General features: G+C 59.3%; 10 protein-coding genes. 5 read left to right on the top strand and 5 right to left on the bottom strand.

What is annotated here, in order from left to right:
• Nucleotides 1-20 precede the first annotated feature (20 nt).
• The gene (locus AAFX91_RS32605) at nucleotides 21-689 is read right to left on the bottom strand and encodes a glycosyltransferase (protein WP_394569316.1); all 669 of its coding nucleotides are present in this window, start codon (nucleotides 687-689) and stop codon (nucleotides 21-23) included.
• Nucleotides 690-948: 259 nt separating this feature from the next.
• Between AAFX91_RS32605 and AAFX91_RS32610 the strand changes: the two genes are divergently transcribed.
• Entirely contained in the window at nucleotides 949-2,037 is a 1,089-nt protein-coding gene (locus AAFX91_RS32610; RefSeq protein ID WP_394569317.1) for a TRAP transporter substrate-binding protein, read from the top strand.
• Nucleotides 2,038-2,271: 234 nt separating this feature from the next.
• Here the strand turns inward: AAFX91_RS32610 and AAFX91_RS32615 are convergent, their stop codons facing one another.
• From AAFX91_RS32615 to AAFX91_RS32625, 3 genes are all read right to left on the bottom strand, one after another.
• On the bottom strand, nucleotides 2,272-3,525 hold the full coding sequence (locus AAFX91_RS32615) for an MFS transporter (RefSeq protein WP_394569325.1): 1,254 nt from the start codon (nucleotides 3,523-3,525) through the stop codon (nucleotides 2,272-2,274).
• Between the two features lie 311 nt (nucleotides 3,526-3,836).
• Nucleotides 3,837-4,799, bottom strand: a complete 963-nt coding sequence (locus AAFX91_RS32620; protein ID WP_394569318.1) for a phosphotransferase family protein — start codon at nucleotides 4,797-4,799, stop codon at nucleotides 3,837-3,839.
• A 116-nt stretch (nucleotides 4,800-4,915) separates the two neighbouring features.
• Nucleotides 4,916-5,383 carry a GNAT family N-acetyltransferase gene (locus AAFX91_RS32625; protein WP_394569319.1) on the bottom strand — a complete coding sequence of 156 codons (468 nt, stop codon included), beginning with the start codon at nucleotides 5,381-5,383 and terminating at the stop codon, nucleotides 4,916-4,918.
• A gap of 294 nt (nucleotides 5,384-5,677) precedes the next feature.
• Between AAFX91_RS32625 and AAFX91_RS32630 the strand changes: the two genes are divergently transcribed.
• Together AAFX91_RS32630 and AAFX91_RS32635 are read left to right on the top strand one after the other, a co-directional pair.
• Nucleotides 5,678-6,973, top strand: coding sequence for a serine hydrolase domain-containing protein (locus AAFX91_RS32630; protein ID WP_394569320.1), 1,296 nt, complete (start codon nucleotides 5,678-5,680; stop codon nucleotides 6,971-6,973).
• A 618-nt stretch (nucleotides 6,974-7,591) separates the two neighbouring features.
• A complete protein-coding gene (locus AAFX91_RS32635; protein WP_394569321.1) occupies nucleotides 7,592-8,773 on the top strand; it encodes a radical SAM protein in 1,182 nt (393 codons plus the stop codon).
• 124 nt (nucleotides 8,774-8,897) lie between these two features.
• On the opposite strand, the gene AAFX91_RS32640 is transcribed toward AAFX91_RS32635, so the two are convergent.
• Nucleotides 8,898-9,587 carry a type 1 glutamine amidotransferase domain-containing protein gene (locus AAFX91_RS32640; RefSeq protein ID WP_394569322.1) on the bottom strand — a complete coding sequence of 230 codons (690 nt, stop codon included), beginning with the start codon at nucleotides 9,585-9,587 and terminating at the stop codon, nucleotides 8,898-8,900.
• Nucleotides 9,588-10,139: 552 nt separating this feature from the next.
• On the opposite strand from AAFX91_RS32640, the gene AAFX91_RS32645 reads away from it, so the two are divergent.
• On the top strand, nucleotides 10,140-11,024 hold the full coding sequence (locus tag AAFX91_RS32645; protein WP_394569323.1) for a haloalkane dehalogenase: 885 nt from the start codon (nucleotides 10,140-10,142) through the stop codon (nucleotides 11,022-11,024).
• A 135-nt stretch (nucleotides 11,025-11,159) separates the two neighbouring features.
• On the top strand, nucleotides 11,160-11,579 hold the full coding sequence (locus tag AAFX91_RS32650; protein WP_394569324.1) for an HPP family protein: 420 nt from the start codon (nucleotides 11,160-11,162) through the stop codon (nucleotides 11,577-11,579).
• Nucleotides 11,580-11,839: the final 260 nt, after the last annotated feature.

Raw genomic sequence — 11,839 nt, forward strand, 5'->3', positions numbered from 1 at the left:
CATCAACCCGCCCTGCCGCCTCAAGCGGCGGGCTCCTGTCCCTGATTATCGTGTCTCACGATAAGGGTGCACTTCACACTCATCGCTATCAGGACCCGCGCCGGCCGGTCGAATAATTCCAGGACATCGGCCGAGGGACCAAGCTGCAGGCTTGCCCGCGCCTCATTCAACATCGGCAGCCATTCATTCATGACAGCAACGAACCGGTTGCTTGCTGCCTCGACGGCGACACGGTCTTCCGGCGTACTCGGCGCGGGCAAACAACTGCCAATTGGTGGCTGCCCTGGGAGAGGTCGTATGCTGATGGTGGGCGAGAGCAGGGCACAGGGAACGTGTTCGGCCTCCGCGGCGAGCACAGCGCCGAACAGAGGCATATCGGTCAACACAGCGTCAGTCGTGGCGCGCCGGATCTCATCGCTGATGTCTGCACCTTGAGCGGCGGCCGGCCCAAATAGGAGGTGATCGAAGGCGTACTGAAGGGGGGCGTTGGTCCGCGCAATCGGGGAAATCTGGGGCTTCCGTTGCCAGGTCGCGAAGTGGAAGCCTGCCGTCTCGACTGACGCACGCGCGTCCGCACGCGCGATGAAACGAACGTCATGGCCCTTCGCACGCAATTGCTGCGCCGCTGTCAGGGTCGGTCCGAGATGGCGATGGTCTCCCCAGGTGGCCACCAGGAAATTGTAGGACATGGCTTGTTTCCCATCGATCGATCGGGGGGCGACTGCGAACCAATCGACGGCGGGCCGCCGATCGTGGATCGGAGAGCTTTGGATACGCGCGCTACCATACGATTGCAGCGGATCGGATCTTCGTTGCATCGGTAATCCGCTCGCGCTTTTGCGCGCTGCGGCGAAAGTTGGCGATGGCAATCGCGTAGGGGATGTTCCATGCTGCCCTCAGGCATCGGTACGAAGGCCGATGACACATAATCAAAAGGGAGGAAACAACATGAAACGACGGGACTTCATCAAAGTCGCCGGCATTGGTGTCGCCGGTGCCGCTACTCTCGCCGCGCCGGCCATTGCGCAGTCGATGCCGGAGCTGAGATGGCGGATGACGACGAGCTGGCCGAAATCGCTCGATACGCTGCATGGCGCAGCCGAGATCATGGCCAAGGTGGTCGGCGAGGCCACCGACAACAAATTCCAGATTCAGACCTTTGCCGCCGGCGAGATCGTGCCGGGCCTGCAGGCGCTCGATGCCGTGCAGAGCGGCACGGTCGAGATGGGCCACACCGCTTCCTACTACTATTTCGGCAAGGATCCGACCTTCACCTTCGGCGCCTCGGTGCCGTTCGGGCCGAACGCGCGGCTCAATCAGGCCTGGTACATGATGGGCGGCGGCAAGGAGCTCCTGAACGAGTTCTTCAAGGGCTACAACGTCACCTCGCTGCTTGCCGGCAACACGACGTGCCAGATGGGTGGCTGGTTCCGCAAGGAGATCAACACCGTCGATGATCTGAAGGGATTGAAATTCCGCATCGGCGGCTTCGCCGGCCGCGTGATGCAGAAGCTCGGTTGCGTGCCGCAGCAGATCGCCGGCGGCGACATCTATCCGGCGCTTGAGAAAGGCACGATCGACGCCGCCGAATGGGTCGGCCCCTACGATGACGAGAAGCTCGGCCTGCAGAAGGTCGCGCCGCACTACTACTATCCCGGTTGGTGGGAGGGCGGCCCGATGCTGCTGGTGTTCGTGAATCTCGAGAAGTGGAACAGCTTGCCGAAATACTACCAGGCCATCCTCGAGCAGGCCGGCCATCACGCCAACAACTGGATGATGGCGAAGTACGACACCGTGAACCCGACCGCACTGAAGAAGCTGCTGGCCGGCGGCGCCAAGCTGCACGCCTTCTCGCCACAGATCATGCAAGCGAGCTTCAAGGCGGCCAAGGAGCTGCACGCCGAAGTCGCGGCGGGCAACGCCAATTTCAAGAAGGTCTATGACTCGCTGACAGCCTATTCCAACAGCGGCTATCAATGGTTCCAGGTCGCCGAAGTCGGCTACGACAACTTCATGGCGCGCCACTCGCAGAGCTGATCCGTTGATCAATCAAAAGGGGAGGCTTGTTCCGCAGCCTCCCGGTAGCCCGGGTGAAGCGCAGCGCAACCCGGGACCGCTCGTAATCGTGGATGCCTAGAGCATGATCCGGAAAAGTGGATGCCGGTTTTCCCTCGCGACAAACGCGAAGCGTTTGCGCGGAGACCATGCTCAAACAAAAAGATAGAGCGGGATGACGACTCGAAGAAAAATCATCACGTTCTAGATCCCGGGTTAGGCATTCGCTCCACCCGGGCTACGGGGCGGTGCTGCAGCCTGCACTTTCACCGGTGCCGTCTCGGGCATCAGGCTCATCGCGAGAAGTCCGACGACGGCGGCAAGCAAGAGGTACCAGGCCGGCGCCAGCGGATCTCCTGAAATATGCAGGAGCCACGTGACCACGAGCTGCGCGGTGCCGCCGAAGCTTGCGATTGCAACCGCGTAGACGGTGGCGAACACGCCGCCGCGGATTTGCTGGGGCAGCGCCTCGGTGAAGGTCGCATAGAAGGCGGTGAACGGCAGCGATCCGATCAGCGATAGCACGCCGAAGCCGAACAACAGCGACCACGCGCCGGGCGCACCGGCGATCCACAGGAAGATCGGATAGGTCAGCGCGAGCGTGACGAGCTGCGGATAGATCATGACGGGCTTGCGGCCCAGCAAGTCGGCCAGCCAGCCTCCGAGCAACGCGCCTGCGATTCCGAGACCATTGCTGACAAGCGACGTTGCAAAGGCGAGCGACGGCGCCACATGGAGCGTGTTCTGCGCATAGGTCGTCATGTATTGCGTCACATAGGTCGAAATCGTGCCGCTCGCCAAGATCATCAGCGCCAGTGCGATCAGGCGAATGTGCCGGCGCGCCAGCGCGAGATGGCTCGAGCGCTCAATGCGCCGGGCGCCACTTTTGTCTTGCGGGACCGTCTCCGGCAGCGTCCGACGCATCCAGAGCCCGAACGGCAGGCAGATGGCCCCGATCAGGAACGCCAGGCGCCAACCATAGGATTGTAGCGCCTCTGGCGTCATCGTCCTGCTCAGGATGAAGCCGACCAGTGCGCCGGTGGTGGCGGCGATCTGCTGGCTTGTCGGCTGCCATGAAACCACCAGCGCCCGGCGTTCCGGCGGGGCGATCTCCAGGAGATAGGCCGTGGTCGGCCCGACCTCGCCGCCGAGCGCAAATCCCTGCATCAAGCGCGCCACGATCACAATGATCGGCGCCGCAAGACCGATGGCGTTGTAGGATGGGGTGATCGAGATCGCCAGGATCGCGCTCCCCATCAACGCAAAGCTGAGCAGCATTGCCGGCCGCCGGCCAACACGGTCGGAATAGATGCCAAGCACGATCCCGCCGATGGGGCGCGTGATGAAACCCGCGCCGAAGGTCGCGAGCGACAGCATCAGGCTGCCATACTCGCCTTGCGTGGGGAAGAAGGTGTGTCCGATCTGTATCGCGAAGAAGCTGTAGGTAATGAAATCATAGAATTCGAGCATGTTGCCGATAGTGGCGGCAAATGCTGCGCGTTTCACGCTGAACTCTTTGTTCTCCTCAATGCCGATCGACAACCGCGCCTTCCTCGAAGCAATTCAATGAAGTTGATTATTCGTTCTCTCGCGAGTACTTGCAACGCATCGGGAACGTCCTCCTGCCATGCGCTCATCGCAGTCGCGGTCAACGTATCGCTCTCGGCTGCGTCCGAATTGCGCGACCGGTATCCAAAGTTTGATGCTTGGCTGGGATTTGCGTCAGTGGCGAGCACTTTTTCGCGACGTCGCGTTCCGCCCCTAAGCCGCCCCTCGGCTGATCACGCGGCGCTATAGCGCTCCAAGTCCAAAGCCAGTTGGTCGAGAGGCTGCCTGTTTCCAATTTGGGCCATCCAGCACCAAAGTTCGAGAACGAAGTATAGGTGGTAGAGATCGAGCGTTAAGAGCCAGTGCTTTCGGTCCATGGCGCCATATCCGTCAAGGAGTGCGCGCCGGGCCTCTGCGTCGAGATAATAGAGTGCTTTGGCGACATCCATCAGCGGATCTCCAGCCAGCGCGCCTTCAAAGTCCAAAACACCAGTGAGCAGTAGGCGGTCATTTGAGACGGTGGCAAGCAGGTTGCCCGCGTGCAGATCATTGTGACATAGCACCGCGTGCGTGCAGGCCCTGAGCAGTTCGGCGCGGTCGGCGAAATGCCTGGCAACCCGCTTGGCAAGGTCTGCATTTCCGCCGCGCTCAGCAAATTCCTTGAGCTTTCGTTGGAATTGATACGTCAGGTACTCGTGGTTTGTCGAATGCGCTGTCCAGATGGCGTTCGGACCGATGTAGCCGAACGCCTCCATGGAGATGCAATGAAACTCCCGAAGCAGCCGGCCGATTTGTGCGTAAGCGGATAGCCGTTGCGCCGAGTCCAGAGTCGTTTCCAGTTGGCCCAGTATCGAACCCTCGAGCTTGGTCATCAATGTCAAGTTTAGACCGAGCAATCTCTTTGAGTCGTCCGCAAGCAGAATGCGTGGAATAGACACGCTAAGGCGATCTCGGATGAGACCAACGACGGTTAACTCCTTTTGCATCTTCCAATGCAATTCGTCGGGATAGACCTTCAGTACGAGCGGCGGATGCGCGTGACCCGCGAAAGCGATCTCGTAAACCGCCGCGATTTCGCCGCCATGAAGCCTGGAGATCGTCGCAACAGCTTGCTTCGAAACGGTCTGATCAACGATCGCCTGCGCCGTCGCGACGGACAGTTCCAAATTGGGCTTGAGGCTCATCGCGGCATCCATTCGAAATTTGGCCTCCTCGCACGTCGGGGCCGTGTCTGCAAGTGCTTCGCAGCGGGGATTGGGTAAGCGCGCGTTCTGAACTTCCGTGCCAAAGTCCGGTCAAACGTAGCGCGCGCCTAATCCTGGCGTATTGAGCTGGCCAAGCTCTTCGTCATCGGATAGCCGAAACTCGTTCCAAACGTGCCAACCGGTGGTCCGTCTCCAACATAGCCGTTCGACAGATAAAATCTGCGCGCGGTCTCGGTGCTCATCAAATTGCACTCATCATTGCCTCGTTCGGCGGCTCGCGCCTCCAGCGCGCGCAGCAGGGCGCGGCTGACTCCCCGAAACCTTGCATCGGGCGACACATAGTTGAGGCCAATCCTTCCCGCATCGGTCACTGAACCGACCGCGAGAATGTCGTCATCTTCGACGGCCACGAGCAAAGAATTGTCGGGTCGCCTGACCCAAGTGCAGAAGTTCTCAAGGGTCTTGTTGCCCAGCCATTGCGCCAGGATGGAGGGGTCGTTTCGATGGTCAGCCTCGCAAAGCTCCGCTATCGACCGCTTCAACACGATACAGGCGGCACGCGCGTCTTCTGGCAAGGCGTCTCGTATTTGCATTCAGCAATTTTGGCATTGAGCCAACACCCGGGCAATAGGTCGGCCGCTTTTTGTTTGGTGTGGAGCGGGCGTGTGAATACCCGCTTTGCCTCAGCGGAGAGCGCGTTTCGCGATGTCGCTGTATGATCCATTTCGGGCATTGAATTTCATTTGGCGTTACAAGCTGAAGGGTAGTATTTATTCGCCTCCTCTATCAAAACTTGAAATCTGGTTGCGGGGCAGTTATGCTAATCATCGTTTCCTGACGTTGCTGTTTCCAAGCATTGGGGGCTTCTGATGATGCTCCGCGGGTTTTTGTTCGCAACGATTGTCGCCGTCTGCATCACCTTTCCTGCAGTTGCCGAGCCGCTTCCGAAAGCTTCACAGCCAGAGGAGCTCGGCATATCTGCGCAGCGGTTGAAGATACTCGATGCCGCCTTCCAGTCCGAGGTGGACAGTGGAAAGCTTCCTGGAGCCGTCGTTCTGATCGTGCGCAATGGCAAGGTCGCTTACTCGCGCGCGTTCGGGTACCAAGATCGCGAGAAGCAGATCGCCATGAAGCCGGATGCAATCTTCCGCATCGCCTCCATGACAAAGCCGCTCGTATCCGTCGCGGCCATGATGTTGGTGGAAGAGGGCAAGCTCCAGCTTGTCTCGCCGGTGTCGGCCTTCCTGCCCGAATTCAAGGAGGTCAAAGTCGGCGTGGAGAAGGCCAACGACGGGACCGGTAAGCCGGAACTTGTGTTGGAGCCTCCTCGGCGTGAAATGACGATCCATGATTTATTGCGCCACACCTCTGGGCTGACTTACGGACAATTCGGCGACTCATTGGTCAAGCAGGCCTATCGCAGCGCAAATATCGGCGCACCCGGTGAAAGCCTCGCGGCTGTCGTAAGCAAACTGGCGCAATTGCCGCTCGCCTATCAGCCAGGCACGACGTTTGAATACAGCATGTCTACGGACGTTCTCGGCCGCGTCGTCGAAGTCGCGTCTGGTATGGAACTGGATCAATTCATCGCCGAGCGCATAACAAAGCCGCTCGGCATGCCTGACACCGGGTTCTACGTATCCGAGGGGCATGCCGGCCGCGTTGCCGAACCGCAGGTGGACGCAGCGACGGGCAAGCGACCGCCCATGCGCGATGTGAGTGTGCGTCCGAGTTGGCTCTCCGGAGGTGGCGGCATGGTGTCGACTGCAGCCGACTACGCGCGCTTTTGCCAAATGCTGCTCAATGGTGGTGCATTCGAGGGTAGACGCTTTCTCTCCCCTCGGACGGTGGCCTACATGACGACCGATCACTTGCCTCCGGGAACGGCAATAAGCCAAGCCGTGCAAGGCTTCGGCTCACTCATTCCAAGCCCGGCTCTGGGGCAAGGCTTTGGCCTTGGCTTTGCGGTTCGCACAGATGTCGGACGCAATCCGATGCCAGGCTCGGTTGGAGAATTCTATTGGACTGGCTCGTCAGGGACAACCTTTTGGATAGATCCGAAAGAGAACCTGGTCGCCATTCTGATGGTGCAAGTGCCGCTGCTCCGCGGTGCGTACTACCGCTCTCTCATCCGAAATATGGTCTATCAAGCATTCGCCAATTGACCTTTCCGAAACCGGACGAAATGCGGCGATGCACGAATGCTGCCGATCGTCTCGCTACGAAACCTCGCTGCCGATATGAGTTTTGATCCGCGGGCTTCGTGCAAAAATAGCAGCACCGCGGCACCATCACATTTCCGCTGCAATAGGGAAGGTATATTATCCTCTGCTCATTCGGTTGAGGGAAACAAGCAGCGGCCTTTCGTTCGATCTTTTAAATTGTATCGCGAAAATTGCATTGCGAAAAGGAGCAGAAGCCATGGCGATTACCACGCTGAAGGTCTTAGCTAGCCTCCTGCAACTCCACGGGCCAGGCGCAACAATTCAGAGCGACCATCCAGGCATCGACGCGCTGCTGAACGAGCTGCGCGAGCAGACCTCAACAGAAGGACTTAGCTCCGAGCAGCCCGCGGTTATTCCGGACCAACCCGTTGTAAATCAAGTTTATTTCAGGCGCGGCTTTGGCAGAGGGCCGTATGCAGTCGGCTTCCGCAGGGCCGGATACCATCCAGGCGCGGGTGCATTCCGCAGAGGCGGATACGCTCCAGGGTTCCGCAGAGGGGGCTTTGTCCGAGGATACTAGTTCAATCGCATTTTCTTTATGCACGTCTCGGTGCCGGGATGTCGGTCGACGATTCAAATGCTGTCGCCTTCCACGACCAGCCGATCACGCAGTTGCTGGTCAAGGTAGCAACGCGATGCAACATTGACTGCTCCTATTGCTACTGGTTTCGCGACGCGGCCGTCTACAATAAGCCCAAGCTGATGAGCATGGACGTGCTGCATCAGTTGTTGCGGCGCATCGAAGAGCACGTCGCGCGATACTCCCTTGTCGAGTTTCCCATCGTCCTGCACGGCGGCGAGCCCTTGCTCTGGGGTGTCGAGAATTTCCACCGTTTTGCCGAGGCCTGCGAGAGCATTTCATCGCGAACGGGCTGCGACATTCCCATCGCGGTCACAACCAATGGCGTGTTGATCGATGACGAATGGCTGAACTGCTTCGAGACGCGCAACATTTCGGTTGCGATCAGTCTCGACGGACCGGCACATATTCACGACATTCACCGTCGCACGTTTCAGGGGACGGGCACCCACGCAGCGGTGGAGCGCGCCGCCCGCATGCTGGTATCGCGCGACATTTGCGTAAGCGCCCTGGCTGTCTGCAATCCTGCTTACCTCCCGGAGCAATATGTCGCGTTTTTCGCCGCGTGCGGAATTGCCAACTACGACATCATGATCCCCGATGCGACGGTGGACGAGAAGCCGCCATCCATTGCGTCGTTCTACAACGGGTTGTTCGACTTGTGGCTGACGGCAAATCGCACGGCGCCGACCGCCAATATCCGCATTGTTTCCGACATGATCACCGCCCTGCTTGGCAACAATTCGCCGACCGAGGGCGTAGGCCACAAGCCCATCGAGCTTTGCACCGTGATGACCGATGGCACGGTGGAGGCCCACGATGTGCTCCGGATCGCAGGCGACGGCTTCACGCAGACCAAGTTCAACATCTTCGATCATGCGATCGACGAGGTCAGGAACGAGCCGCGCTGGAAAGCGGCGCGCGATGCCTCAATCAATCTGTGCGAGAAATGCCGGCAGTGCAAGTTCATGAACGCCTGCGGAGGGGGGTATCTTCCGCATCGTTTTTCCAAGGCAAATGGTTACGACAATCCTTCGGTATATTGCGACGATCTCTATTCGATGTTCGAGAACATGCAATCCGTCCTGGAGAGCCATCTTTATGTCAGCAAGCCAGGCGGGGAACGGGTCAACGTGAGCGACGCATTGACACGCGCTTAGCAGTTGGGTGGCAAGAGGCAACCGGGAGTTCGATTCTCGTTTGTTGGGCGATGCCCGCTCCGCGTCGTGCTTGGTCGGCGAATAGCGCGGGGGAGGCAAAAAGCCTCCCCTAAGCTTTGTTCGCTCACTTCCTCATTTTGCTGAGCTTCTCCAAGAGGAGCTTCGCGGCGGGCCCGGAGGAGGCCGGATTCTGTCCGGTGGTCAGCAGGCCGTCGCTAACGACGTGAACCGCCCAGTTGGCCTTCTTCGAAAATACGGCGCCCAGTCTTAACATCTCGTCTTCGACAAGAAAGGGCACCACTTTGGTGAGGCCAACGGCTTCTTCTTCGCCGTTGGTGAAGCCGGTAACTTCCTTGCCCTGAACCAGAGGCTTGCCGTCTGGCGCCTTTACGTGACGCAACGCACCTGTCGAATGACAGACGACAGAGATTGGCTTACCGGCGGCGAGGAAGGACTCGATCAGCTTGATCGAGTTCTTGTCGTCGACGATATCCCACATCGGGCCGTGGCCGCCCGGATAGAAGACACTGTCGAAGTCTTCCTGCTTGACGCTCTCAAGACGAACGGTCTTGTCGAGCTGAGCTTCGGCCGCGGCGTCCTGCTCGAACCGGCGCGTAAGGTCGGTTCGGAATTCGGGCTCGTTGCTCTTGGGATCGAGTGGAGGACGGCCGCCCTTCGGGGATGCGAGCGTGATCTCGACCCCGGCGTCCTTGAACACGAAGTAGGGAGCGGCGAGTTCCTCAAGCCAGAAGCCGGTCTTGCGTCCCGTATTTCCAAGCTGGTCGTGAGAGGTGATAACCATCAGGATTTTCATGATTGCTCCTATTGCTTGGCGGTTTCCATCAAAGGACGAAAAATGTTTCGACCCGTTCCAGCCTGCCATCAAGCACTCCCGGGATGACCGATCTCGACCGTTCAACCAATGGCGCCTGCCTCACCGTGCTGTTGGCACGCAAGCGGCAAAATTGCTCGTTATGCCTTGTTAGAAGCCATTAGCCATTGCGCCGCTCGAGGAGCCGGCCTATCCGCGTTGGCGGGTGGAAGCGGTCAGCACTGCTGCCGTAATTTGTCGGCAGTGCAGGTTCATGGGAGGGAGCTATCTTCCGCATCATTTCTCGAGCGCTAGATCGGGTTTTCGTCGAAGAGACGCGCGACCATCGCGGAGCCAAGATATCCCTGTCGTAATGGTCTTGCGTTGCTTGCTTTCACGACGAAGTGAGCCGCATGCCTGTATCCGAACCCGGACGATCCGCGAATGTAATTCCGTCAGATCACGCAGTTGCGCGCTGACGATGAAGGCCTCCCGTCAGGCGCCCGCAATGCGGCTCCAGGACTCACTTGGTCGGCCAGTACAGGAGAATCAAACATGATCTCTGCGGCATTTCCGTACAAAAAGAAGCGGCGGCGAGTCCTCGGCAGTGAGATGGCGTATGTGGAGGTGGGAAAGGGCGACCCCATCGTGCTGCTGCACGGCAATCCCACCTCGTCATACCTGTGGCGCAACGTGTTGCCGCATCTGGAGCCACTGGGCCGTTGTATCGCCCCCGATCTGATCGGCATGGGCGACTCCGACAAGCTGCCCGACAGTGGCCCCGGCTCATATCGCCTCGTCGAGCACCGCCGCTACCTGGACGCCCTGCTCGAGGCTCTCGATGTGCGCGAGCGGGTCACCTTCGTCATCCATGACTGGGGTTCGGCCCTCGGCTTCGATTGGGCCAACCGCCACCGCGAGGCCATGAAAGGTATCGCGTACATGGAGGCGATCGTTGGGCCGCAGTACTGGGACCACTGGGACCGGTTCGGAATGCGTCCAGCCTTGGAGGCGCTGCGTTCCGAGAAAGGCGAGGCGATGGTCCTGCAAGACAACTTCTTCATCGAGAGGATCCTGCCAGGTGCCATCCTGCGTACCCTCTCCGCCGAAGAGATGGCGGAGTACCGACGGCCGTTTGCCGAGCCGGGCGAGGGGCGACGGCCGACGCTGACATGGCCTCGACAGATCCCCATCGAAGGCGAGCCCGCCGACGTGACTGCGATCGTGACCGCCTACGCGGACTGGCTGGCGACGAGCAATGTCCCTAAGCTGTTCCTGAGGGCCGAGCCCGGTGGGATCCTCGCCCACGGCGCGGTTCTCGACTTGGCCCGCAGATTCCCAGCGCAGACCGAGATGAAGGTGGCGGGAACCCATTTCGTCCAGGAAGATTCGCCTGATGAGATCGGGCGGGCCATCTCCGGCTGGATGTCGAAGTTGTAGATTGCACTTACTTGGAGATCGCCGGACTTCGGACGATCATCGCTGCCCCCTGGGTATTAGGCTTGGATGCTCGACCGATCTCAACTACGTGCCGTTCTCGCCGGAGCCGTCGGGGGTGCAATTGCGATCGGGAGCATGGAGGCGTTCTCCTCTGAGAGCGCAGTTCCCCTTTTCGCGATTCCATTCGCGACGTCGATCGTAACAGTATTGGGCTCGCCAAAAGCAGAGCCGGCGCGACCCCGCGCCCTTATCGGCGGTCATCTTGTCTCCACGATCGTTGGACTGCTGGTTGTGAAATTGTGCGGCCCCGTGCCGTGGGCGGCTGCCGTCGCTGTTGGTTTGGCAATGGTCGCAATGCATCTGACCGGCACGTTCCATCCGCCTGCCGGCATCGATCCGTTGGTTGTTGTCGTCAATAACATGTCCTGGATTTTTCTGATCGTGCCAGTTGGTATCGCCGCCCTGCTGCTCACAACGTTCGCTTTTGCTTGGAACAATCTCGTCACGCGATGCGCCGATGAAGGCGATGCCGGGCCGCCTATCCGGTGGTGGTGACCCTGAAACGTTTCACGCCAGTTGCGCTTTCTGTCGCGGAAAGCATGCCAGTGTCGCCTGGAGCATGATCCGGAAAAGTGGAAACCGGTTTTCCCTCGCGACAAACGCGAAGCGTTTGCGTGAGAAGATCATGCTCAAACAATAATCTAAAGCGCGATGATGATTCATCCTCATCTCATCGCGCTTTAGGCCGTGTGGACTCTTGGGATTCTCAAATCAGATTGAACGTGATTCAAGGCTTTCTTTTAGGAGGAAGCCTT

This window comes from Bradyrhizobium sp. 31Argb (genome assembly GCF_043638955.1).
Lineage (GTDB): Bacteria > Pseudomonadota > Alphaproteobacteria > Rhizobiales > Xanthobacteraceae > Bradyrhizobium.